This is a genomic window from Thioalkalivibrio sp. ALJ1, from assembly GCF_000745395.1.
Lineage (GTDB): Bacteria > Pseudomonadota > Gammaproteobacteria > Ectothiorhodospirales > Ectothiorhodospiraceae > Thioalkalivibrio.
This window is the reverse complement of the sequence record NZ_JQIW01000003.1, coordinates 33,172-59,155: the sequence shown is the minus strand read 5'-3', so window position 1 is coordinate 59,155 and position 25,984 is coordinate 33,172. Positions and strand designations below refer to the sequence as shown.

17 protein-coding genes and 1 pseudogene are annotated in these 25,984 nt (G+C 58.7%); 1 reads left to right on the top strand and 17 read right to left on the bottom strand.

Features of this window, described 5'->3' with window-relative positions; all coding sequences use genetic code 11:
• Window positions 1-566: 566 nt before the first annotated feature.
• The 6 genes and pseudogenes from F462_RS14030 to F462_RS00175 form a co-directional block, all read right to left on the bottom strand.
• A pseudogene (locus tag F462_RS14030) lies at window positions 567-694 on the bottom strand (transposase); the annotation flags it as partial.
• 78 nt (window positions 695-772) lie between these two features.
• On the bottom strand, window positions 773-2,557 hold the full coding sequence (locus F462_RS00190; protein ID WP_244270823.1) for an asparagine synthase-related protein: 1,785 nt from the start codon (window positions 2,555-2,557) through the stop codon (window positions 773-775).
• Between the two features lie 107 nt (window positions 2,558-2,664).
• Complete coding sequence (locus F462_RS12980; protein WP_081911331.1) at window positions 2,665-4,014, bottom strand: Mur ligase family protein; 1,350 nt, start codon at window positions 4,012-4,014, stop codon at window positions 2,665-2,667.
• Window positions 4,015-4,237: 223 nt separating this feature from the next.
• A complete protein-coding gene (locus tag F462_RS00185) occupies window positions 4,238-5,167 on the bottom strand; it encodes a glycosyltransferase family 61 protein (RefSeq protein ID WP_256378268.1) in 930 nt (309 codons plus the stop codon).
• 283 nt (window positions 5,168-5,450) lie between these two features.
• Window positions 5,451-6,413 carry a UDP-glucuronic acid decarboxylase family protein gene (locus F462_RS00180; RefSeq protein WP_026280107.1) on the bottom strand — a complete coding sequence of 321 codons (963 nt, stop codon included), beginning with the start codon at window positions 6,411-6,413 and terminating at the stop codon, window positions 5,451-5,453.
• A gap of 30 nt (window positions 6,414-6,443) precedes the next feature.
• On the bottom strand, window positions 6,444-8,255 hold the full coding sequence (locus tag F462_RS00175) for an ABC transporter ATP-binding protein (protein WP_038050702.1): 1,812 nt from the start codon (window positions 8,253-8,255) through the stop codon (window positions 6,444-6,446).
• 971 nt (window positions 8,256-9,226) lie between these two features.
• On the opposite strand from F462_RS00175, the gene F462_RS00170 reads away from it, so the two are divergent.
• Window positions 9,227-9,898 (top strand): methyltransferase domain-containing protein, encoded by a 672-nt coding sequence (locus F462_RS00170; protein ID WP_038050701.1) that lies wholly within the window; start codon window positions 9,227-9,229, stop codon window positions 9,896-9,898.
• 29 nt (window positions 9,899-9,927) lie between these two features.
• Here F462_RS00170 and F462_RS00165 read toward each other — a convergent pair whose 3' ends face one another.
• The 11 genes from F462_RS00165 to F462_RS00115 form a co-directional block, all read right to left on the bottom strand.
• On the bottom strand, window positions 9,928-10,908 hold the full coding sequence (locus F462_RS00165) for a glycosyltransferase family 2 protein (RefSeq protein ID WP_018874647.1): 981 nt from the start codon (window positions 10,906-10,908) through the stop codon (window positions 9,928-9,930).
• The gene (locus tag F462_RS00160) at window positions 10,905-11,783 is read right to left on the bottom strand and encodes a sulfotransferase family 2 domain-containing protein (RefSeq protein WP_244270821.1); all 879 of its coding nucleotides are present in this window, start codon (window positions 11,781-11,783) and stop codon (window positions 10,905-10,907) included. Before F462_RS00160 ends, F462_RS00165 begins: the two co-directional genes overlap by 4 nt.
• 107 nt (window positions 11,784-11,890) lie before the next feature.
• Window positions 11,891-14,185 (bottom strand): alginate lyase family protein, encoded by a 2,295-nt coding sequence (locus F462_RS00155; protein ID WP_038051063.1) that lies wholly within the window; start codon window positions 14,183-14,185, stop codon window positions 11,891-11,893.
• A gap of 29 nt (window positions 14,186-14,214) precedes the next feature.
• A complete protein-coding gene (locus tag F462_RS00150) occupies window positions 14,215-15,078 on the bottom strand; it encodes a glycosyltransferase (RefSeq protein WP_244270819.1) in 864 nt (287 codons plus the stop codon).
• Between the two features lie 865 nt (window positions 15,079-15,943).
• The gene (locus F462_RS00145) at window positions 15,944-16,900 is read right to left on the bottom strand and encodes a hypothetical protein (RefSeq protein ID WP_156100378.1); all 957 of its coding nucleotides are present in this window, start codon (window positions 16,898-16,900) and stop codon (window positions 15,944-15,946) included.
• A 10-nt stretch (window positions 16,901-16,910) separates the two neighbouring features.
• Window positions 16,911-17,636, bottom strand: a complete 726-nt coding sequence (locus tag F462_RS00140) for a hypothetical protein (RefSeq protein ID WP_038050696.1) — start codon at window positions 17,634-17,636, stop codon at window positions 16,911-16,913.
• A gap of 107 nt (window positions 17,637-17,743) precedes the next feature.
• Window positions 17,744-19,039, bottom strand: a complete 1,296-nt coding sequence (locus tag F462_RS12975) for a glycosyltransferase family 29 protein (protein WP_167549474.1) — start codon at window positions 19,037-19,039, stop codon at window positions 17,744-17,746.
• Between the two features lie 179 nt (window positions 19,040-19,218).
• Window positions 19,219-19,890, bottom strand: a complete 672-nt coding sequence (locus tag F462_RS00130; RefSeq protein WP_038050692.1) for an HAD family hydrolase — start codon at window positions 19,888-19,890, stop codon at window positions 19,219-19,221.
• Window positions 19,887-20,633 carry a 3-deoxy-manno-octulosonate cytidylyltransferase gene (locus F462_RS00125; RefSeq protein WP_038050690.1) on the bottom strand — a complete coding sequence of 249 codons (747 nt, stop codon included), beginning with the start codon at window positions 20,631-20,633 and terminating at the stop codon, window positions 19,887-19,889. Before F462_RS00125 ends, F462_RS00130 begins: the two co-directional genes overlap by 4 nt.
• A 71-nt stretch (window positions 20,634-20,704) precedes the next feature.
• Window positions 20,705-22,303: an aldolase catalytic domain-containing protein gene (locus F462_RS00120; protein WP_038050688.1), complete on the bottom strand. Its 1,599-nt coding sequence runs from the start codon at window positions 22,301-22,303 to the stop codon at window positions 20,705-20,707.
• Between the two features lie 123 nt (window positions 22,304-22,426).
• Window positions 22,427-25,813 (bottom strand): alginate lyase family protein, encoded by a 3,387-nt coding sequence (locus F462_RS00115; protein ID WP_244270818.1) that lies wholly within the window; start codon window positions 25,811-25,813, stop codon window positions 22,427-22,429.
• Window positions 25,814-25,984: the final 171 nt, after the last annotated feature.

Genomic DNA, 25,984 nt, shown 5'->3' with positions numbered 1-25,984 from the left:
GTGGCAGTCTGCGCGCATTGATACACACCCCCAGACCGGGCCGACTACGGGATACGCTGGCTGATCACCCTTGGCACGACCGCAATCCAGGCTGCCCCGCACCGTTGCCAATCCATCATGATGAGCGCCACGTTGGCCACAGTCTCGCATCGAACATTCCCCCTGACCGCATGACAGCCTGACCCAGTCGAATCGCCGGACACAAGGCTGACCCAACCGGCATTACCCGAGCCACTGCACTGGACGTAAGCGCTCGGCCGCACTGTGAAAGCGACAACTCACAGATAACCGTTATTACTGGAACCAAGCTATCCAGACTAGCAGGTACCAGCCTATAGAACTGGCGGCAACGGGGACAAATACACTCTCCCAGCCGTAAACAGGGCCTTCTCGTTCTATTCCGGGCGGCATTTCTAACGCCTTTTCGCCAACGTGCCCAAGCGGCCCTCGAATCAATAGCGATATCGCCGACCAAAACTGCCGCCGCCTTCACCATCGGCCCTATCACCGCCACTTCCTTTCCTGCCGCAAGCGCAGGCGCAGGCGCACAGGATGAACATCGGTCAGTACGCATACACCGGAATACCCAGCGCACCGTTCAACTCACACAAATCTTCCAGATACCGCTCGTAATCCTCGCCCCGGCAAACACCACCTGTCCGTTGTGCCCGCGCCACACCAAATGGTGCGGCATGTGCGCAGCACCGCCCGCATCGTTTCTGGCGTACTCTCAGTCGGGAAAATGAATTTGCTGAAATTTAAGCCAGTAGTCCTATTCCTTTTCGACGAACCCTACTGACCCAGCGATCTGGAGCAGATTCACCTGCTGCTGTATTGGCAAGCGTTCTAAGAGCTCATGCTTATCCTGCTCGCCTCCCCCCTCGAAAAGTCTTTCAAAAAGCTCGGATCCAGCGGCCAGCCGAAACCATTTCTCCTGCCATATCCGCGAGCGGACCACTGTTTGCCAATCGCCCCAAGGCCCCTCATTGAAACGCTTTCGCATGATTTTTCGCTGGACCTGCCTCCATGCCCACACACTTGCCTGCAGTGGGGTGTTCGTTACCCAGGAGAGGTGGGGAAAGCGGCCATCGCCGTGCTGGACAGAACGTGCGGGTTGAAGCCAAGGCCGCGCCGAACGCAAAAACAAGCGGCGATTCAGTTTCCAGCGCAATGGGACCGACGCGCAAACCTTAACCACCGAATTCGACATAAACGGCTCATAGCTCGCAAATAGACGGCGCGTGCTGTAGAGGTTGGGGATGGTCGTACGCATCGTCATCGGCCAGAGCACGAACCACTCGTGGGCAGTGCGCGGACGGATGGTCCGCACCCTTTCTAGATGCGAACACCGCCGTTGCTCGACCTCCCGAAGCAGGTCGAGGCGGAACACCGGGCTATCCAACGGCCGGCAACGCGATTCGCCACTCAGCGAAACCTCCGGAAGAAACGGGAACCTCTCATAGCCACGGGGCTTCCGTGCATAGGCCCCTTTAAGAAGGGAGTCCGAGAGATAGCCCCCAAACACCGCCTGGTACTGATCGAGCTTGCACTCACTATGAAACCCAAGAGCATGAGCGTGCGTGTACTGATGGCCGACCCCGACCAGGCGACTCGCCTCTTCAAGAATTTCGACGTAATGCGTTGGAGATCGGTATACGGGATAGAACGTGGCCCCGTAGGCTTTCGCCACCCGATCGGCTACCTGACCCTCTCGGTTCATGTTGTCCAGAAAGATGTACGCGTCGCGCTTCAGTTCGGTCGGCAGCAGACCCGCCAGTGCTCGGGAGTCTTCTCCTCCACTAATAAACTGCGCTATGTGATCCATACCTGCAGTCGCTCGAGCCACATACTCCTCAAGCCCGAACCGCAGCGCATCCGCCGCGTCATCGATACTCCCGAAGGCGTACCGCTCGACAGGCTCCCAGTACACATTGGGCTCAAGCTTGTGCGTACCCCCTTCGTTCGACACGATGTAGCTGTGTTCGGCCGCCGGAGTAAGCTGCCAAATGCCCTGATATGCGGTATAGGGATACGTCACCACGTCGTGCAGAATGAAGTCCACTAGCGACGCCTCATCGAACGCACTTGCCTTACCGCTCACTGACGCCACCGCATCTACATGCGTACCTAAAGCGAGCTGACCATCCTGCCTGTATTCGTAGACCGGAATAAACATCATTAGATCGGTCATGCAGGTGATCTTCCCACTGACCTTCTCCACGACTAGTACAACGAACGGCCCATCAAGATCCTGCTCCCAAGACATTCCCTCAGAAAGAATACGCTCTAGAACGGCCCGCGTCCCGGAGTCGCAATTCCCATCCACCAGAAACCCATGGCCCGCAAACCGAAGAACCGGCCCTCCGACGACCACACAGATATGCGTAGACGTCTCAACCGGATCAAAACCTTTGTAATGCCCACCACGCACCGCAAGAGCGCCCCAGGGACCAGAATACTCCCAGATAGGCGAAACTCCACCACGAAAAACATCACGAAGTGTTGCCCCAAGCTCTCCACATTCGGATCGACCGGTCGACAACAGAATATCACCCACTCCCCCACCTCACCTTTACGACCAACCCTTACTCACACTATCACCTCGAGACCCACGACGTCTAAACTGACAAAACTAGCGTCCGTCACAACCCTGGACTCGAAAAATCAGGGCCACGACACGTCCAAACCAATCCTGCGGATACAGCGACGAACCACACTCCTTTTCTCCCAATCTGAAACACCCAATATCAAAACCGTATCGCCCGCCTCGCTAATTCCCACCACCCGTTCAACACACGAACCAAAACCACGCATTATCGATACGGAATCGGGCGGCATCCCCAATTTCAATAAACTATCTCGAAGCAGCCTCACTACCTCGTTTGGCGATCTACCATTTAACGAGGACCTATGTTCATATATAAATATCTCCAAAAATCCTGCTGCTACCAGCAACCTCGCCATTTCTTCAAATATCCAATCTGGCCGATTTCCGGCCGCTGTCAGAACACACCGCCTTATGCCTCCAGAAGAGGCCATTGACTCAAAAGCAGGAAGAAGGCCTTGAAGACCCGTGGCACTGCAAGTCCGATCGGAAACGACCAGAAATGGAGTCTCTTGAGCCACATAAAAACGATCGCTCCCGCCCACCATATTTGGGACGAAGGTCCGGAGCCGCTCGCTCAGGATCGCGGCATCACCAATGAACGGATACGTTAACGCGACTGCCGCAATCGAATTTTGCACATTAAACTCTAAACCATCCCTGCAAAATGATAACTCAGATACATGAACGATACGTTGTAGGTCGCCCGGGTTATTGCCCGAAACAATTACGATGTGCTTGTCCTCATCCAACGTTACTGCTCGACCACCTGCGGCAACGTGATTTTCCACATCATGTCGGTTTAAAGAATACAAAACTAACGACCGCTCCATATATTCCGGCAACAAGGCACGTACGATCGGGTCACCGGCATTCAACACCACAACGCCCGATGAAGTGTCGGTCACTCTCTTTTTAATAAGGGCCATGTCTATCTGGGTGCGCACGCCATCCATCCCAACGTGATCAACACCAATATTCAATAGTGCAGCCCCGTCGACACTCCCCAGAAATAATCCCTCTTTTATGATTCCTTCTCTAGCCGTCTCAAGAACGACCGCATCCACCCCGTGCCTCCGAAGCAACTCCCTTGGACCTCTATTTCCAGCGTGACTCCCCTCGCAGCACATCTCTTTATTGATGTATAGACCGTCGGTCGTGGCGCAACCAACTTTATCATAACTCGCATTTAATATATGCGCGCACAGCAATGAGGTCGTCGTTTTACCCTTAGAGCCAGTGACAGCAATCTTAAGGATGCGATAATATTTTCTTTGGCGATGGCAGTGCGCCAACCGATTGTTCGAAGAACGCAAGAGAATTGACTTTATCCCCTTACGAACCGACCTTAATGGGTTTCTGACTGAAAGCGGCAACCGCCGATAGGTGTTCTTTAAATGTTCAAGCATTAGAAACTTTTCTTTTAACTGTCAGGAGTCAATCAGCGCCCCATTTAGCGGAGTGGAGTCCAGCGGAGTGGAGTGGAGTGGAGTAGTGCATGGAAAGCACATATCGAGGATTACGCAACCGCCGCACTTAAGCGGACATACAATCTAGCTTCAGTTTTCAACAGAGCCCAACAAGTGGTTGCGCTAACTAGCAAGAGACCTACTACAGGCGCGCGACGAAACGTCAACCCCAAAGAGGGTCATGTGATCCATAATAGCTTAACATCGCATCCAATAACCCGAGTGGGACGGTCATGGTCGCATTAAGTCCCATCGTTGCCCCAAGCTGCGGGCACAGGATAGCGTCGTGCCTTAACTTTCGCTGTGCACAAATATCGCGAAAGCAGGGGTTTCGATGACGGTCCGGAAGCAGTTCGATCACAGTGGCCCCTTCCTGGCACCACATCAGGTTGGTGAGCCCTGCGCCATGTGTGGCGACCACTAGCCGGGCCGAGGCGAACAAGTCGATCTGGTCGGCTACTCTCATGCGGGATAGCTCAGCTACGTCAATTCCATGGCCCCGAACCAAGTCGCGAACCTCCGCTTCGTTTGTGACCGTTCGTCGAGAACTGTCGCCCCTGGAGATATAGAGCGAGCGGGCAGCTACCGGTGCGTCAATGTGTATATTGACTTTGTGGCGGATACGGTCGACGAGCCCAGGCGCGACACCTACGGCCCCCTTGTCTCGGAGGGGCACAAGGAGCTCATCGGCCGTTAGCCGCTCGTGGTCGGCATACCGAACGACTTGCTCCGGCGCGATGCCGACCCGGTCCAGGATTTCCTCCTGCCAGGGTTCTCCTGCATGGGACACCAAAAAACGATCCGGCTGAAGGCTCGAAGGGAGCGTATCGCGCAGCATCAGCAAGTCTCCGACCGTATCTAGCCAGAAATGGTAATAGTTGCAGGCATCACTCACTTCATTCCCCAACAAGGCTACCCGGCCTTCAAGGTGATGGCTTCTATTAGGAAGCTGCCGCGTTTTCTGAAAGATACTTCTAATCTGTCGGGAGGAAAGATACAGAGCCCCTGGATATTTCACCCTGCGAGAGGGGTGCACGCACACGGCAGCGCGCCGATCCAGTGGATGCCGGCCCGCCCCACTTGGCTTAAGCATGAAGACATCGGCTCTTTCGACGTGACAGACTCCCGCAAGCCCTATGGAATGTCGCTCATCCCATCGGATTGGGTCCTGATCACGGGTGGGGGCGTGCGAACCTGTGCAAGGGGCCCAGCCCGACGGCTCTGCGTCGATCCAACGCACCGGGCCAGTATTCCCAGGCCGAACCGACGTGATGTCCTCCAGCGCATGCAGCGCTCTGCGAGCCGCGGTTTTGGCCAGACGCACGGGATCCAAGTACGGAGTCATCCAGCACATTCCTTGCCGACAATCGTCATGCTCAAGCCAACCCTCGAGCGCGCAGTTCACGGAACCATGAGATCGTCCGCTCCAGGCCCGCTTCGAGTGGAACGGTAGGCTGCCAACCGAGTTCGTCCCTCGCCAGAGAAATATCGGGCCGGCGTTGCCGCGGATCATCCTCTGGCGGATCTTCGTGGACCAGTGGTGAGTTCGATCCGGTCTGTCGGATAATTTGGCGTGCCAGATCGAGCACTGATACTTCCTGCGGATTGCCCAGATTGATTGGGCCAGTAAAATCGTCGTCCGTTTTCATCAAGTCCATCAAGCCCTGGACCATGTCATCGACATAACAGAATGAGCGCGTCTGGTCACCGCTCCCGTAGATCGTGATCGGCTGGCCCTGCAGCGCCTGAACAACGAAATTGGAAACGACGCGGCCATCGCGCGGCTGCATCCTTGGCCCGTAGGTATTAAAGATGCGGGCAACCTTGATCGGCATCGTATGCTGGCGCCGATAGTCGAAGAACAGCGTTTCGGCACAGCGCTTGGCTTCGTCGTAGCAGGCGCGTGGGCCAACGGGGTTCACGCGGCCCCAGTAGTCTTCCTTCTGCGGGTGCACTTCCGGATCGCCGTACACCTCGCTGGTCGATGCCTGGAGGATCCGGGCACCGGTCCTTTTGGCCAGGCCCAGCATGTTGATCGCGCCATGCACGCACACCTTGGTCGTCTGCACGGGGTCAAACTGGTAATGCACGGGTGACGCCGGGCATGCCAGGTTGTAGATCTCGTCCGCCTCGACGTACAGGGGCTGGGTAATATCGTGCCGCACTACTTCAAATAGCGGGTTCGGAACAAGATCTCGAATATTGTCGCGGGAGCCTGTAAAGAAGTTATCCACACACAACACTTCGTGCCCCTCCTGCAAAAGTCGCTCGCACAAACGGGACCCCACGAAGCCGGCGCCACCCGTGACGAGGACTTTCTTTCGAAGGCTGTATTGCATGGCAGTTTTGCTTTCCTAATCCGGCCCTTCTCACGGGGCTCGGCTGGTAGTTCCCTTGTCCACGGCCTGACCATCCGGTGGCGCAGTGACGGGGGCTTCCCATGACTGCACCTCACCATCCTGCAGTTTCACGATGGAATCGCATCGCGAGACAGTACCCAGCCGATGGGCGATCATGATGATCGTCTTGGTGCTGGACAGCACGGCAACGGCCTCCATGACCGCAGTTTCCGTCTCGTGGTCCAGCGCGCTGGTGGCCTCGTCGAACACGAGCACGGGCGGATCATGGTAGAGCGCACGGGCGATGCCGATTCGCTGGCGCTGCCCACCCGACAAGCGGACGCCGCGCTCACCCACCAACGTGTCGTAGCCCTGCGGCATGTCCTGGACAATGAAGTCGTGCACTTGGGCCATACGGGCGCAGCGTTCCACCTGAACGTGATCGACCAGCTCGGGCGCCACCCCCAGGGCGATGTTCTCGGCGACGGTCGAGTCGGTCAGAAAGATATCCTGCGGCACGTAACCCAATGCCTGCTGCCAGGCGCGCAGATTATCTTCGGTAATCGACTGACCATCCACCAAAATTGCGCCATCGGTTGGTCGCAGCAGGCCCAGCAGCACGTCGACCAGCGTAGTCTTGCCCGCGCCCGAGGCGCCTATGATGCCCACGGAGCTGCCTACGGGGATTTCCATGGTGACCCCCAGTAGAGCTGCCCGCTCCGCGTTCGGGTAGGTGTAATGAACATTCTGCAAAGTGATGCTCTGCCCGGGAAGCAGCGGCTGAGGCACACGCTTGTAAAGCTCAGCCAACGCCGCACGCTGGTGCAGATCATAGTAGACGTTGTCCACCCCAGCCGCACCGAAGCGCAGTTTTGCCATGCCGGCATAGATGCGCTGCGCGGCCGGCAGCAGGCGATAACCGGCAAACGCGTACAGCCCAAGGATGGGCAGAATGTCGCCCAGGGCGTTGCTGCCAATTCCGCCCTGGGTGGTAAGAAGCACCAGCGTAAGCGCAATCACACCGCCAAAGCCGATTGCCTCAATGATGAACTTGGGGATCTCGCCGAGCGTCTGGTTGGTGGCCTGGTGGCGGGCCTGCCGTGCGGAAGGACGCTCGAACCGGGAGAGGTAGGCGTGTTCGCGACCCAGCAGCTTGATGTCCTTGATGCCGCCCAGGGCCTCACTCGCCGCGGTGAAGCGCTCCTGGTTGGCGCGGGCGCGGTCGCGCCCCACCCGACCAAGAATTCCCCGCACAGTGCCAAAAATCAGCGCATACATGCCACCAATCACAACCGCCACGCCCAGTGCGAGCCACGGGTCCACGACGATCAGCAAAATCACCAGCGCCAACACTACTACACCGTAGGCGACCATCTGCATGCCGGGGCGGAAGACGTTCTGCACGAGCTGGTCCACTTCGGAGAGGATGTTCTTGGCCATGTCGCCGCTGTGGCGGTCGAGGAAGAAGGCGTAGGGCTGGCGCAGGTAGGTCTCCAGCAGCCGCTTGCCGATGCTGTGGCGGCGCATCTCGATGAAGCGATTCATCGCGTAGTGCGTGAGCGAGCGGAAGAAAGCGGAAAACAGAATGAGCCCGAAGGCCGCCACGCCAAGTGCCAGGATGAAGTCATCCACCGAGGTAAAGCCAAGGCCTTCGTAGGCCGCGTTGAGCACTGCATTGGTCTGTACCACTTCGGGGTTGCCCAACACGCTCAGAAACGGCATAACCGAAGCGACACCGACCGTCTCGAGAACGGCCATCGCGATCACCATCCCCAGGACGAGCCCGCCACGGCGTTTTTCCTTCGGGGTGAGCAGCGCCAGCGTTTTGCGCCAGGTGTTCATCGTGCCAGAGCCCGCAGGTGCGCCCTGATGCGCAGGAGGCAAGCCCCCTGACCGATTGGACACAAGACACGCCCCATCGCGCCGGGGGCTGCACTCCCACAGAGGTGATGGGCCCGGGCGCCGTAGGAGGCCAACCCCCTGGCCGACTGGATTCGAGACACGCCCCATCGCGCAGAGGGCCGCGATCCTACAGCAGCATAGCCGCGGGCCCACGCACCCTGGACGATCAGGCGCAGGCCGCGCCACATTGCGCTGACCGGGAAGGACGCGGCGCGGGGGACGACAGCGCCATTGGTGGGGATGTTCACGAGGACCGAATTCCGTTGGCGTGTTCCTGCGCGGGAGGCCCGCCCTCTGGTCGATGGGGCTGGTTTGGGCGCCTGATCGGCCAGGGGCTCTGGCCTCCTGCAAAAGTGCGCGTTCAAGACGTGCACGCGGATTGGAGCATGTTTGCGGCGCAGGTCTCAAGCCGACAAGTCGATACGACGATCAGCACCGACGGAAACACTGATTGATGTACACGCTTGCGCTCGAGTCGCTTTTGCGTGCGAACAAGGCGCCGTGACCGCCGTGCCCTCATTTTGCACAGGGGAGCCGCAACGCCGTGGGCGCGCCCGGTCTCTGTAAAAACTGGCGGCCGAGCCCCTGCTTCCAATGGCTTGCGGGGTTGACACCCCAGGTTCTCCGATCCTGCGTTGCGCCCCGAATCAATCCAGAACGGGCGGGTAGAACCACGACCCGCTGCACGACGCAGGATCGGGGAACCGGGGGGGTGCCAACGCGAGTCTGTACATTAATCAGTGTCTCCCTAAAGCACATGGCCCTATGCCTGGCCCCAGCTTGCAATCTCCTGCACCGCCGATAACACTTGATCGGGTTTCCCCACCCCTCCGCCCTGACAGGCCTCGCTGGCCTCCAACCCGCCCTCAACCCACATGATTCGAACGCTGTATGCCCGCATACGAAGCCTGATGGCAAAGGCATCGCTGCACCTCACGATCCGGCTCTGTAACCGGTCGCAGATACAAAACGCCCTGTTCGAAAGGCGGGACATCCCGGAGGCGACCCGCGCGCATGGTGCATTCCGCCATGACAAGACCTGCTCCAGCCTTCACATACGGGGCCTGAACAAAGAAAGCGGCACCATCCGTGGGACAATCGTTCACGCGGTTCAGAGCATCAATACGCCCATAGATCGCACTCTCCTGCCCGGCGAATACAATCGAGACAAGGCACATTACGCCAAGCTGACCGGCAACCTCGAAGGCGACATCGTCACCGCGGGCATCCACCCAGACATGGACCATCACTGGGACTACAACGACGCCCCACCTGCGATGGGCACCTTCGATCTCATCATCTCCCAGGCCATGCTCGAGCACCTGATCGACCCCTACAAACATGTCAGCGACCTGGCGGCTCAACTGAACCTGAGCGGGCACCTCATCCTTCATACCCACCCGCCAGGCTTTCCCTACCACCGCCACCCGGTCGACTGCATCCGCTTCTACCCCGACTGGTTCGAGGAGACCGCCCGCGCACTGGGCCTCAACGTCGCCCAGCGCTACATCGGGGATCTGCGCATCTGCTACATGCTTCAAAAACCATCACCGCACGAAGAGAACAATGCGGGACTCTCCTAACTGACAGGTCGCGGCGGCACCCCAGCCGCTTATCTCAGCAACAGATCGCTCGCCGCACTCTTCCACCCGTTAAATGGCCCGTAGCCGCCGGACCACCAGACCGAGATGATGCCGGGAATTCTGTACGGCCTTGGCTTCCCGCGAAGTTGAACGCGCGTCTCCAGGTTGCAACCAACCCGCTCCAGCCGCTGTGCAAGCCCGACAAGCTCCTGGGCACATCCGTCCGAACACCTCCGAGCGGCCCGTAAGACTCCCCAACGCAGCATGTGCGCATATCGCACTTGAAGCCGTGCCTCCGCGATCCAGGTGGCTCGACCGGTCCAACGTTTCAGAAACGATACCCGCTGGTGCTCCAGTCGGGTCACGCGCGTGAGGACGCTTGTGGGCCCTTGAGACGCATTGTTCCCATGCCGCCGGTAATACTGCAGGGCAGCGCGATACACGTGCTTCCGCCCAAGCCCGTCCGCGATCCTCACCAACCACAAATCATGAGATTTGAAGTTAGCCGGTATCGGCATGGCAAGTTCCAGGAAGTCCCTGCGAATCGCGCAGCAGCACCCCATCGCATGGTATTCCAATGTCAAACCCGCGCTCTCGATCTGATCGAGCTTGCTAAACCCCGCCTCCGCAAGATCGTGATCCACCAGCGCCGCATCGCACATCAGCAGCCACGCACGCTCCTGCGCATTCGCGGTAGCCTCCATCGCCTCCAGCTTGTTCGGGAACCACACGTCATCCTGGTCACTCAGGAACACCAAATCACCCGTGGTCGCCTCCAGAGCCCGATTGAAGTTCGCGACAAACCCCTGTCGCCCCCGTCCCTGGATCACCTTCACTGCAAACGGTGCCGATTCCTGAAAGTGCCGGACGATTTCCATCGTTCCGTCCGTTGAGGCATCATCCGAGATGACCACCTCGTCCGGCAGGCGAGTCTGATCCAGAAAGCTCTGTAGTTGTTCCTGTATGTAGCCCTCACCGTTAAAGGTGGCCAGCGCGATCGAAATCTTCATTGCTCTCGCTCGCCTCCAGACGCTCTCACCACTCGGGCATACAGCTCGACATCATCGGCGTAATAGCTCGAAACAAAGTCCCGCACGTAGTCCGAAGCGAACAGACTGCGCGCGCACTGGTCGCGATGCACATACATCCAGTCATCGATGCGCCTGCTGGCCGAGGCGGGAAGCACGCGCCTCAACCGAGCCATAACCGGCGCCACAACACGATGGGCCCGCCGCAGCCCCGCGTAGCGATACATGAGCACGGCATTCGCGTGTATCGCAGCAGGGGTGGACTCCGTCAGCTTCATTCCATCCGCTCCAAGGCACGCGTTCAGCTCTTCCCTGAGCCGCGCCACCCGCTCCACTGGATAAACGGCATCCACGACCGGCTCCCCATCCAGCACGATGTAGTCACGCTGGCGCTGAAAATGAATATAACCCGGCGGCAGACAGCACGAAGGCGAGTCCGGCCGCGACAAATAATCAATGCTTGTATCCAGCGACTTCTTCAGCTCGGCGCGGCTCAGCCGCGCCGGAAGCACGCCCCCGTTCCACCGAAGCCGCTCGGACACAGAAGATGCAAATCGACTGTACGGATCACGCACCAGAGCGAAGGATCGGTATTCCAGAACCGACGCAAAGGCTGCCGGAAAATGATTCCGCAGCACCGCAAGCGGCAGATGCGCGAAATCCAGAAAGCCCAGCTCCGGATGCTCCCGACGCCAGTGCGGGCCGGACTCATCCCACTGATTCAGCGATTCCAGCGGGCGTCGCACCGTTGTACCGGCACATTTCGGTATGTGCAGGAAAACGATGCGGTGATCATGATTGATGAACATGGCCGTTTCATTGGCGCCCGACCGGCGCGGACCTGAATCGTTGAACAAGGCAGCCGCCAGGCAGGCCACCCGTCGCCACGCGCGTCAGCCCTACCGGGGCACTGTCGGCGGCGCTCGCCGGCATTCTGCGGCGGGTACCAACCCGCGAACATACACTACCGAACGCAACCAAGGGTCGCCTGCCAGAACGGCGGAATTCCGTCGTGCGGGAAGAACACGGGTTTGATCGCACCGGGCGCTGGCAGATCGTCGAGCTCAACCGGTGGATCACCGTACTTCTCCTGATAGGCGAACAGAATCGGATAGAAGCGCGCCTCGTCGAACGCATCGATCTGCTTATACGGCCACGGCTTCCCCATATACGCAAGCAGCCACTCCATGCCTCGACGCAGCCCCTGCCCTTCCGGCCCTTCGAAGGACCAGAGATCCTCGCCAACGGACTCGGCCAGCCGCGCCAGGTGAATCCAGCCCTGGATCGTAAAACACTCGTAATGGGCCGAAGTGGTACGCGCCAACTCGTTGGGCAGGCTGCCATCGGGCGCGAACTGTCCCAGAATCCGCGAACGGCTGTCGCGCAGCGTTTCGCGAACGACCTTCCACTCCCCCAGAAACGCCCCGATCGAGGCCACCTGAAGGTCATAGTACGTGCCGTGGTTGTTCTGGGAAGCTCGCTCGTCCAGACCCTGCGGACTGGTCCGCAGCCAGTCGAGATAACGGCCCATCCAGTTTTCCAGCCCCGCGCGATCACTCTCGCCCAGCACGCCGCCCCGCAGCAGCAGACGCACGCCATCCAGCAAGTAGTAAAGATCCTTGAACTCGATCAGGCCAGAACTGGAACCACGATTCCGGTTGTGTCCCCGCCGCACCTGCGCATATTCCAGGTGCGGATGCATCGCCGTGTCGGCATCCAGGAACCAGCGCCGCACCAGCCTGGCCGCATGCTCGCCGTAGCGTTTGTCTCCTGTGGCGTGGTGCGCCATCGCCAGCACCAGCCCATCGTCGAACAGGCGCTGCAGCCGCGTGCGGTCGTAACGATCGCTTTCCGGCTCGTACAACCGCGTCCCCGGGACCCGTTCACCGTCCCGCATCACATACGGCAGGCCCGGAATACGCAGCGGATGCGGCCAGTAGTAAGGCGCCGGATGCCAGTAATCATGCACATCGCCACTCGGCGGCAGTGTCGTCTTGTCGACCACACTGAACGGCCCGCGCCCGAGCGCCTCGTCCGCGTATGCCAGAAACGGCTCGCGCAGTGACTGCGCCACGCTTTCGTCGCTCAGCCGGCCCTCGTTGAACACGCACAGCGCCAGCCGATCGCGTCCCTCATCAAAGGCAAGCTCGTCAACGCGCTCCAGCATCGCCCTCACAGCCTCGATCCGCGCAAGTCCGCGGCTCTGGAACGCCTCGTCTCCTTTCGAAACCTCGTGCTCCGCCCGGCCGGAGAACAGCCGCGCCACCCAGCCACATTCGGTATAGCAACCCGCCTCGGCCGCAAACGCGGGGAAATCCAGGTCCCAGGGCTCCTGCGGCCAGTCATCCCACGGCCCCATCACGCCCAGCCGCCACAACAGCTCAACCTTCGGCCGGCGACCATAGCAAAACGCCTCGTCGAAGCGCTCCTGCGCATCCCGGCGAAAGACGACCTGCGGCTCCTCCAGCGCCTCCGGGCGGAAGCCGTCGCTCAGCAGGTCCTCGTTTCGAGTAATCCGCGCCATCGGCACGATGTGGTAAGGCCGCTCCGGCCGCGCCCGCACGCCCTCCACGATCTCGCTCCAGGCCTTGCGGGTCACAAAGCAGTTGCCGTCCCAGGGCAACACCCATTCGGCGCGGCCGCAACCATCCCGCAACGCCGCGTTGCGCGCCCCGTTGTTGTTCATCACATAGTTGTTCTTGTGCCGATACAGCCGCATCCGCACCCGCCCCTGCATCAGCTCCGAAAGCTGGCGAAAGCCCCGCGTCCCCGGCGCGTACTCCGGCGGCACCCCGCACACATCCCAGCCAACCGCCCGGTATTCGTCCCAGCGAAACGGGATGTGCACATACGGCTGCCCAGCCTCTTCCAGAAGCCGCAGGATCGCCTCCTCCTCGCCGGGATCCACGATGCGATTGACCACCCAGCGCTTCTGGCAGCCGGCCAGTTCCGGTTCGTGCTCCAGAATCCAGGCCACATTCTCCCGGGACTGACCCACACGGTGCCGGGGCCAGAGGTCATTGCCCACAATCCGGTACAGCACGAACTCGCTGCCTGTCCGGGCATCCGCACGGCCACCCCCTGCCGGCTCGCCACAGATCGGCGGTGCTCCCCGATCCCGCGCGCGCGGCATCGCCGATGCCGCCGGCCCACCGCCGGCCTGCAACCCGAACACCAACGACCTCAGATCCACGAACGGCCCCATCAGCGCATACACCGGACGCACCCACGGCCACGCACGCGAAAACCGGACCGCCATCGCGGCCCGGGAAACGGCTTTGCGCCAGTTCATGCTGCCCCGCACCCCAGTGCGCCTAGCTGCGCACGCCAGGCTTCGGTGACCGTCGAGTGCTTGGCTACCTGCGCAGATTTCATCGCCTGTGCTTGCATCTCCCGCCACGATCCCGAACGCGACTCGAATCGCTCGATCGCATCCATCAGTGCCACTGCCACATCCGCCTCATTGTCCGTTTGCGCCAACAGGCCGTTGCTCCCACTTCCAATAATCGCAGCCGGCCCGCCTGACGTAGCGGGAAACACGGCGATACAACCGGACGCCATGGCTTCCATCAAAACCAGTGGAAACGCCTCGAACGCAGTAGCCGACGCCACGATAGGGTAGCCCCGGTAGCGCGTGACAAGGTCGGGATCAAAACCGCGAAGACGTACAACATCGCTCAGCCCCCACTCACGAATGAGCGTCTCCATGGTCGATCGCTCGGGTCCCTCGCCGAAAAACTCCATACGCCAGCTCGGATACCGCGCGCTAACACCTGCAAACGCGCGAAGCATTGTCACACAGCCCTTGGATTCCGATAGAGCACCCGGTAACAGAATAGCGCGTCGACGGGGCAGCACCCGCTCGAAACCAACACGCCAGCGGGAGACGAACGCCCTGTTGTCGATTGCAGGCGGGATAGCAAATACGCGGCGCGCACCGTAGCGCCGGGCGATCTCGGCCAGCCCGTCGTTCACCGTATGCACACCATCCGTCAGATCCGTCCAGGCCCGATAGCTCTCCAGAGGCCTGCCCTCGGCAGTACCCGTCGTCAAGCGCGAACCCGTGTGATCGGTCAACAACAACCGACCGGCGAACTCCGGAGCGGACCGAGTTGCCGCCCCAATCCCGGCATCGACCGTCGCCAGTACCATGACCAGGGCCGCATCATGAATCGCGGCGAAAAGGCTTCTGCGCGTGATGACATGAGACTTGGATGGCGCCCACTTCAGCCAGCCCTCCCCACCATCGGGCGTGGTGCTGCGCCGTTCCTGGGTCCGCTCAAAAACTTCTGGAGGATACGGATACTCACGCAGCTGAACGACACTGCCGGGATAACCAAATCCAACGCTATACCCAAGGCCTCGCAGGATTACCGCCAGATCACAAAAGAATCGCGAACGCCCGCTTTTCGTCTTGGCAGGATCGGCAGGATAGCTATGAGCTGTTCATCGCTCCCACGATCCTTGGCCCGGGACTGCCGCGGGTGCATTTGGCTTGTACTCTTCAACGCCCGTCTCACCTGCCAAAGCTCGGCCTGTCAACCTGCAGGCTCGTAGGGAACCCCCCAATTCCACCGTGTGCTACTCGGGTGCACCCATCGCACGTTCGCAGCGACTTCGGGTTGCATTCGTCCCCTGCGGCTTCCGGTAGAGCCCGTCGTCAGAGACATCGGAAAAGACTCAGGAATCCACCCCAAACACCTCGAAACCGCGCACCCTCTCTTATGCGGTTGTTACCTGCCCTGGGGCCTCAAAGCCCGTCCATCGCCCCTTATCCAATGGCGCAAAGGGCAAGGTCTCGCCCTTTCGCCACTGCCGATTCGCCCCAGCGCGCCGGTCCTCCCGCCCCCCCCCGCATCGCCCGCCGCAGCGGGACCGCCAAAGCCCTCCAAACCGAACCCCAGCCACGTTGCATTCACAAACGGACCAACCAGCGCATACACCGGACGTTCACAGCACCACAAACGCGAGCACCTCATCACCACCGCGACATCTCCAAGCCTTCTCCGCTCAACAATCATCGAGCGGATCGCGAACTTCCCGAACACCACCTTTCAAATGACTCATCAATACACTTCAATTCCGCCTCAGTGACGTACCGAGTAGACCGCCCATTCCGCGACATACTCGCCTCGTCATCCCAAACCGGAAAACTGCTAAGAAACCGCACGCGCTCATCCTCCCGCAACCAAAGCGTGCAGCCCCCATTCCCGCTAAACAACCCCTTCGCATACTTCGAACGAGCAAAACGCCCCCTTAACCGCTGCGCTTCCGCCTCCCCATCTCTAGAGCGCTCGTAGACCCACATTACCAACCGCGAATCGGGAGTCACCTTTTCAACCCGATGAATACCCGGCGGACGAGGAATGCCGAACCAATCGCAATACCAACTCACTAAGTTGCCTTTTCGCACATCCTCAAAGCGAGCAACATTCACATTCGAAAACCTCTCGCGGAAGTCCCTGATCGTAGTCTCGTAATCAAATATAGACACACATCGCGAAACAAATTCGCCCAAAGACCAATTAAAAAGCCCGCTTAAGAGATTGGTCGCATAGAGCGATTTCGCATATTGCTCCCGCTCACGGAAGCACACGTATACCGACACATCATCAAACGAGTCCGCCAGCATCGCCAACCGGTCAAGGTAACGAAGCCTCTTTTCTCGATGATCCACCCGACCGAAACCATGCCAGTGCTCTTTACCCAGCGCCCTCACCGAAAACTCCTCGGCACTTAAAACTAGAACATCTGCGCGTTCCGCTTGCCTCATGATCTCATGTTGCACATCCGCCACTTCCGCTGGCAGCACTTGCGCCAATCGATGGGCCAACATATTGTGGCTCCGCTTACAATCCGAAAACTGCGCATATTCCACCCCGGAAGCCCGAAGCCATGACACATTGTCATGCAACGCTCTTTGAAGCGATGTTGTAGCCGTTTTATGAGTTCCGGCATGCAGAACCAGACGCATATCATTCCCCTCACCTAGCGAATTCAAAGACATCAAATTCAAACGCGCATCTGTCCCGCACCCTTCGCTTCTGGGAGTCACTTAGAATCTCCGCTGCGGACCTCCGATCTTTACGCGCGTATCCCTTGGCCGCAGGCCTTCGTTGTGATACCGACCCTCCAAAAGCGGTAATTATCTCTGAAACTTCTTCCCACAAGCGATCAAACATAATGACACGGTCTACCATAATTCTATCGCCCCTGGCATACAGGTATTTATCGCTTAAACGCGGATCAGCTATAACGTCCTCTATGATATCATTAATATTCCGATCATCGTTCCTTGACCGTGTCCACCAGTACGCCCTAGAAACAACCTTTTCATAAGGGTGTCGTTCGACGGTAAACGTGAGCGCATTCTCCCAGAGCTCGGGCAGCTTCGCAGCAACGCTCTCTGCGGGCATATGACCGTAGTAGCCTTTCGCACGGAGTCTTTTTCTCTGCTCGCGATGAATCTTGCCCACCAGCCCCATGTCGCGATCGATTATTGCATTCCGATAGGCTTGCTCTTCGCTAGCCCGCTCACAATAATTCATGGGGAGAGCTCCCCACTCGGCCCGCAACAGCTCGTCCTCGGGAACCATTGGCGACACGATATCGTCGCCCGCGCAAAACGTTGAAAGAACAATCTCGACGCTAGTACCAGCTGTTTTTCTGGTCTTGATAAACACGAAATTCCTTAAAAACGAAGCAATCATCGTACCTCCAACGTATCGACTTACGAGTACTGACAGTATCGAAAGGCAACTGAACCTGAAGCGTACGTTAATAAGTTGCCGAAAACATTACGCACTCTGGGCCCTTCCTATGAGAGCATGGAGACAAACAGTTCCTGTTCTTTTTCCCACCGATGGGTTAACGCTGGTCTGGCGTCCTCAAAATAATGTGCAGAGGCCGCGCCGGCGCCTATCTGATCCACAAATCCGAAGCCAAAACAAGATTCTCGGGGCAATTCACCTCTCACACTCTTGAGATAGGCGCTAAATGCCAACCCCATGCTTGGATCCGCGTTTAACTTTCTTTGAATTGGCAAATGAAAACCTACCGGAAGGCAGGCCAACCTAGCGCCCGTTAAGGATAGCTTAACAAAGGGCTTCCAATCCCTCGGCACATTAACGAAATCGTAAGAGCAAACAACGGCTAAACGCGCCAACTCGCTGCGTGCATGCATAGCATTGTCATTACGTGCTCCGCGCGCATGGATGGTGAACTTTTCTCCATAGTCATTTTTAAATTTTCCGTCCATGCTAAAACAATTAAATCGGACCACTTCTTCGTGCCCATCGACAAGCTCACCTTTCCCTTGGCCCAGCTCTACCCCCGAGTTTCCCACAATAGCAATACTTCGTTCCCGTTCACTAACGAGCTGCTCCATATAGGTGCTCGTCTGGGCGACTGATTCGCTCAAATCAGCAAACGGTCGCGTCTCTTGAGTCGCTCTCCCATGACTGCCCAAATATGCAGCGAGGGGAAGGACTTTATCGTACAGTGATTCCGCGACCGGACTTGCTGAAAGCACAGCATCAACGCCCCAATGTGAGTCCAGACGAAAAGCAAGCGCAACAGCCAAGGCTAACATCCGCTTGTTTCGGAGCCTGTCGTCCTCCATCACTTCAAACAAAAACTGGAAAAGACTCTCGGTGGGACCTTCGTAACGCCACTTGTGGGAAACCCACTCCACTACAATGTCGCCTAACCTTGGAGGCTTAAATTGCAATAGCTTGTAGAAAATGTTATCCGTCTCTGAATCACATACACGGCATCGGATTCGTAAGAACAGTCGGTCAATATCGGCGTTGTGCGGCGTCCCGCACGATTCATTCCATCGGGTAATTAAATGATCCGCCAATTCGGGCTTGTTGTGAGCAAGAATGGCGCGCGCTGCCAACACAAAAAGAACCGCGCCGCGCCCAGCATGGTCATGCCGAACGCCGATTATTTTTTCCGCGATCTCGATACACGAACCCTCTGATCTACACGCACGCTCAAAGGAGACAAAAGGGACGTCTGTTCTATCACCTGGACAAAGGGCAGCACCGAACCACAGCCTTTCATTTGCCACTAGGTCCGCGAAAACTTTGTAGAGGCGTGAGGTCGACATTCCTTCTCGATATTCTAGGAAGGAGTCCGCAGCCGCGTGCAGGTCCGCCTTTAGGTCGTTATACATAATCGCATTTCACCTAGGTCTCGGTCCGGCCCTGCATCATCAGCGACAGACACCTTCGCCATTAGACCAACAAATACTGCCGGCCCACTCATTTTGTGCATCGGACTCACTGCCTACTCGGACTTGGTCACGAGGGACCGAATACCAGTAACAGACGGGACCCCAAGGCGCTCCGTCCAAGCCCTCCAGTCAGCGACTTCGCTCCAGCCACTCACAAATACAAAACCCAATCCCGCTGCAGTGGCCGCTTGGTGGTCGTACTTGCTATCGCCTAGGAGCAACGCCGGCTGCTGGATATTGCCAGCGGTCAGCTCGCGCGCCAGGATCTCGTCCTTGGTGTCAGGGCTGCCGAAGATGCCGCCATCAAACCACTCGGCGATGCCTCGCTGGGCAAAGACATCGCGCAGCTCGCCCTGGTCGCCACCGGAGACGATCAGCCAGCGGACACCAGAGGTCTGCTGGCGCAGTGCTTCCAGCCCCGGGGCCATCACGCAGCTCAAAAGCCCCTCTCTCACGTAGCCAGCATAAGCCTTCAGCAGGGTGTCCAGGTCAGAGTCCTGCTGCTCGAAACGTCTCGGTGCGATTTGCTCCAGGAAGTAGGCAAATTTCTTGTAACGCGACACCCCGCCATTGGCGACGTGGTAGTCGACCATGGCTTGGGAAGCTGCCTCACCGTAGGGCAAGGTGGTTTGATAGAAGGCCTCGGTCTTGACCTTGTTGGAGTCGAGAACGACGCCGTCGCAGTCGAAGACCAGTGTGGTGTAGTCGATGACCGGATATGTCATGCCAACGTCTGGCCACCCTGACGGAGCGCGGTTTCTACCTTGGCGACATCCTCGGGCACATCCACCGCCAAACTGCCCGGCTGGGTTTCCACCATGCGGATGGTCTTGCCCAGCTCCAGGAAGCGCAGAATCTCGATATCCTCGGCATGTTCCAGCGCACTCTTGCGGCCGAATCCCCGGAACGCTGCCAGCTCATCCTGAGTGAAGGCGTAAATGCAGACCTGCTTCTTGTAGCGATTTGGAGCGCACTTGGCGTCCTTGAAGCCCGGCAGGGCCACCCGCGACATGTAGACCAGTTCGTCACGCTCATTCGTGATCACCTTGGGGATGTTGACGTTGTGCGGGTCTTCGTTATCGCCCACCCAGCTGAAGCCGTTGATGATGGTGTCCATGTGGGCCAGCTTGGCGTCGCGTACCTTGAGGATGTCCGCCGGCTCGGCCAGCGGCTCATCGCCCTGGACGTTGATGTAGAGGTCGGCCGCGATCTGATCGGCGGCCTGGGCCAGGCGGTCGGTGCCGGTCAGAGCGTCGTCCGTGGTCATCACCGACTGAAAGCCGGCGGCTTCGGCGACGTCAGCAATCCGCCGATCTTCGGTAGCGACATAGACATTCTGGGCACCGACGGCGCGGCCCGAGAGCTCGGCGACCCACAGGATCATCGGCTTGCCCAGCAGGGGCACCAGCGGCTTGCCCGGGTAGCGGCTGGATCCATAGCGGGCGGGAATCATGACCACGCTGCGCATAGCGGCCTCGTGTTAATACAAGTGGATGAAGTGGATAGAGGGAAACAAAGTCATCAGGGCCGGAAAACCTCTCAGAGTGCATACACCGACTCAGTGTGCAGCCCGTAACGGGTGGGGGTTATGGCCGTGACTGGCAATGCCCCTTCGGCAGCCTGATACTGCTCCAGTAGCTGGTGCATCTCGCCGCTGCGAGGATCATCGGCACCGTAGCCATCGAAGCCGGCCATCAGGATGCGAGAGGCCTGGCCACTGGTAGCCACCGCCAGCGCGTAGCCCACCACCTGGGACGTAGGCAGCGTGCAGTGCGCTGCCTCAAAGGCAAAGCTATCAGCCTGGACCTTCAACCCATAATCGAGCACTTCCTTGCCTTCCAACGACTTGCGCACATCCGCCGGCAACATGGAATACGGAGTGATCAACGGCTGGGGTAGCCGAGTATGGGCATCACAGTCCGCCAGCAGGCGGACGGGATGGCAGGCCACTCGCAGATCGATCAACTCCGCTTCGATGGCGCCCTGGGTGTTGAGGGCCAGCACCAGCGGCTTGCGGTCCACGATATAGCGCTCCAGGGCCCCGCGGTGGCGGGCCACGCCCGGTCCAGTACCCAGCAGCAGCACATCACGCCTCGCAAAACGCTCCCTGGGTGACCACTGCCCCTTGGGCTCGCCACGATAGAAGTGACGCGCCGCATCCAGTGTGTTGAGGCTGAACTTCTTACCCCCCTCCACCCGCAAGTGCTCGATCACTGCCAGCACGTCTTCTTCGGTATAGCGGGAATCGCTGAGCATCTCCTGGATATAGGTCGGGTGTATGCCATGCTTGCCAGCAAGGTAGTAGTAGGGGTTGGCGCCCCAACCGTAGTGGGCCTGCATGGGTTTGAAGTGCTCACGCACCAAAGTCATCAGCGGCACCATATTGGTCGCTTTGCGGCGACGCTCTGCCATCTCGATCGCCAGTTCCTCACTTCGTGTATTACCCGGACCACGACCCATCCCGGTGACGGTGGAGTCTACCCACGTCACCCCCTCATCCAGCGCCCGGAGGGTGTTGGAGAGTGCCAAACCAAGGTTGTCATGGGTATGGATACCCATCGCCCCCGTCCAATCGCTACGGAACCAGCGGATGATTTGCGCAGCCTGATCCGGGTTCATGCTGCCCATGCTGTCGGCGAAGTAGAGCACATCCATCCGGTAGGCCTTGGCCAGACGCGCGAGCGACTTCACCTCCGCCTCGGATCGATCCGCTACCTGCATCAGGTTGACGCCGACCTGATAGCCGCGCTCCTTCAGCCAGGTAACAGCCGGCAGCGCCTTTTCGAATTCGTGCACATGGCAGGCGATCCGCACCAAGTCCACGGGTGACTCTGCCGCCGCATTGGGGAAAAGCTGTTCAAGCGCCTCCTTCTGGGGCACCTCCCCCAGCAGCTCGCCGCCGTTGACCATCACGCCAACGGTCAAGCCCGACCGAATGGCCAGGCTGCGGATGAATTCATCCGTGGTGAAGGCGCAGGGGCCCTGGAAACCCTGGTTCTTCAGCGTCCGGAAGCCCAACTCAACGGCATCCACGCCTGCGGCCTGCATGGCGTTGAGATACTGGAGGATCAACTCGGGAGTGAAGTCCCAAGCGTTATAGTACCCGCCGTCCCTCAATGTACAATCAACAAACATCATAAAATGCTTCCTCAGCAGCATACAACGAAGCAACAAACATTCAACGAACTACTATTACTGACCGAATAAGCCGTCCTTTCACATTGTCGACTGTACCAAAGCCAACTATCCATCTTTATTTTCTCAGCCGGACAAATCACACAAAAAATCGGGATTTTCGCTCAAAAACTGCCTCGCATACGGCTCCATCACAGATAGCCGAACCCTAGAAACCAACTTGATCAACTGGCGCAACCCATCCCCCGAAAGCCCGCTCAAACCGCCACCGATCCACGACTCGCATCGATCAACAGCCATGGTCGAGTTCTTTAAGTCCCTACCATGAACTCCACTTAAGCAATCCTTTCTAATCGAAGAAAGATGATGTCCATACTCTTTTAGTTCGTTGCACAACCCTTCAGCATATTGCGCCGCCCCACCCCTTGCCGCCAAGACCGCAAGGAGAAGCAATCCATTCGCAAAGTTCTTTGAAAGGCTCGCTTTTCTCGTTTCAATAACTCGATCTGTTAGATGCGAATTTAGCTCGTTTCTGCTCTCGCAAAGATCGAGAGCGTGGAACCAATCGTGCACCCCAAGAAGAGCAGACCGAACAACCTTGGGATCACGCAAAGCCATCCCAACGTGCCATTTTGCGGTAAGCAGAGATACGATCATCTGCCGACCATCTTTTCTGACTTTATTACCTCTTGCGAACCTTATCTTCGGAAACCAACCTTCTTGGTGCTCAATATCTCTTATCAAGTTTCGCAGCTTAACCACATGACCAAGCTCAACGTTCTTGTATAGAGCGATGACAAGCGCGGACATCCGAAACCTCTTGTCCAGCGATTTGTTGAGTGATGTCTGATAGGCTACAAAGGCCAATGTTTCTTCATCAGGGACCCTCATCCCCATGTTAGACATCTTTTTGAAAAACTCCTCTTCGGTTAGGATCGAGAGATTATCCAGATGCCAATCTTTTGATTTTACAAAAACATAATCGCTGCGCTTTTCGTCCTTTTTTATCAAAGCGATAGATACAAGGTTTTTCGGGAGAGCCGATATTGGGATAGAACAAACCAAACTGGAGTCGCCCTCTTGGAAGCGGACGCCTTCCAATCCTAAGATCTCGGTTTGTTCAACGAACGTGCACTTTTCTCCTTGGTACCGTAAGACCAAACACATATGCTCCAGAATAGAAAATCGGGAGGAAGACTCAAGTTCTATCCGTATGTGGTCATCGCGTACAACTCCCAATATTGCTGTTATACTGATTAGAGAGCCCACACCCCCCCCAAACGCCAAATTGTCTGATAGATTCAGATTCCAGTAGGGGTTGATGCCATCATGTGGAGAATAGAGCGCCGGTGCCCGTGTTTTGGTCGACGATAAGCCTTCGGCAATACATAGCTGGAACCCTAGGGCAGCAATAGGGGTAGGCCGTCGGTCATCAAACTCGTCGATCTGGGGATAAGGCCACGGGAAGCCTTCGTGGGCCAAGAGCCACTCCACGGCCTTGCGTAAGGGATGGTCGGGTTCGGCGGCACGCGCAACAAAACTGCCATCGAAACGTGAAGCCAGGTTCAGCAGGTTCAGCCAGCCCTGCAGGGTGAAACAGCAGTAGTGGGCCGTGATGGTCCGGGTCATCTCCTCGTATTGGATTCCGGTCGGGGAGACCTGCAGCGGAATGCGCTCCTCGGCACGGGCCAGGGTGGCGTGCAGGGTGTCGTGGTAATCGAGGAACGCGGCGATCGCGGCCACCTGCAGGTCGTAATAGGTTCCATGATTGTTTCGCGCCTGGGCTTCCTTCGTACCCTGCTCGCTGGTGAGCAGCCAGTCGAGGTATTCGCGGAACCAGGCGCACAGGCGCTCCATTTGGTCGCTCGAGAGCGCGCCGGCATGGTGCAACAGGCGCACCGCATCCAGGGCGTAATACAGGTCCTTCATCTCGATGATGCCGGTCTGGGCACCGCGGTTCCCGTTCCGACCCCAACGCACCTGCGCGTAAGTGAGATGCGGGTTCATGCGAGTGGCAGGGTCGATGAACCAGCGCTCCAGCCAGCGAACGGCATGAGTGGCGTAGCGCTGGTCTCCGGTCACGAAGGCGGCCAGGGCCAGGGTCGTGGTGTCGTCAAACAGCCGCTGCAGCCGCGTGCGGTCGTAGCGGTGGCTCTCCGGCTCGTACATGCGGGTACCGGGCACACGTTCGCCGTCGCGCCGCACGTAGGGCAGGCCATCCTTCGTGTCCGGGTTGGGCCACCAGTAGGGCGCGGGGTGGTAGTAGTCCTGCGGGTCGCCGGAGGGGCCCGGCTCGGGTTTGTCCACCGGCGATTCCGGCTGGCGGTCCAGTGCCTCCGCTGCATTCTGCAGCAGTGTTTGCAACAGCCCGGCCCGGGGGCCGGACTCGCTCTGCCCCTGGTACTCGGCGCGCAGGGCTTCGATCGCTTCAAATCGGTAGCTGGTCAGGCCGATGGGATCGGGCTGCGCGGAGACTTCCCGCGTCACATGGTTGATGGCGGCGCGAATCGCCTTCTGGCGCTCTACACCACGATTCTGAAAGCCCTCGTTTGTAGAGGCCTCGAGATGGGCCTTGCCGCTGGCAAGGCGCGCCACCCAGCCGGCGACGCCCCAGGCACCGGCCTCGGGTGACGGCTCGGCTCGTGGCTGGTCCCAGGAGGCGTCCTTCCAGCGATCCCATTTGCCCGGAATGCCAAAGCGCCAGAAGAGTTCCACCTTCGGGCGCCGCCCGTAGGGGTGGTTTTCGCCAAAGCGTTCGCGGGCATCGCGACGGAACAACAGCTGCGGCTCTTCCACGGGGCTAGGGGCAAAGTCGTCCCGCAGCAGCTCGGCATTATCCGTGATGCGCTGCATGGGCACGGCGAAATACGGCAGGTACGGTGCGGCGCGCACGGCCGAGCGGATCGCCTCCCAGGCGGAGGGGGTAACGAAACAGTTGCCATCCCACGGCAGCACCCATTTAGCCCGGCTGCGTCCGTCCTCCAGCGCGGCATTGCGCGCCCCGTTGTTGTTCATCAGGTAAAGGTTCTTCTTCCGGTAGGCCGCGGTGAGCACCCGTTCCTGCTGCAATTCCCGCGGTTCCAGCTTGTGAAAAGCCGCGGAACTGAGAAAGCCCGGTTCCGGAAAAGCGGAGTAGTCCCACCCGATCTGCGCAAACGCCTCCGCCTCGAACGGGATCTCGAGATACGAATGGCCGTGTTGCTCCAGCAGTTCGATGATCGCCTGGCGTTCGCCGGCATCGAAGATGCGGTTGAGCACCCAGCGCTTTTCGCAGTCTGCCAGCTCAGGCTCGTTTTCCAGGATGAAGCGCACGTTCTGGCGCGACTGGCCCTTGGCATGGCGCGGGTAGAGGTCGTTACCAATGATGCGGTAGAGCACAAAGCTGTCCGGCTCGCTGCTGAGCACCGATTGCTCGTAGGCGGCTTTACGCTCCGCATCTGCCGGGCAACGGTGGGCGTACAGGGCTTTCAGTTCGTCAGGCAGGTTATCCAGGTTCATGGCTCTGTTGCTCATTCAATCCGTTCCGGGGCTGAGAAAACCCCTTTAATCGTTGGGTACGCGCTAACAGCGGCGGGTCCGAGTATGCAAATCGTGCCATACCGATTTCGCGACGGCAGCCGGTGTGCCTGTAGGCCGCAAGTACCGGGTGATGACCCCGGAAACCATGGGACCAGGCACAATGGG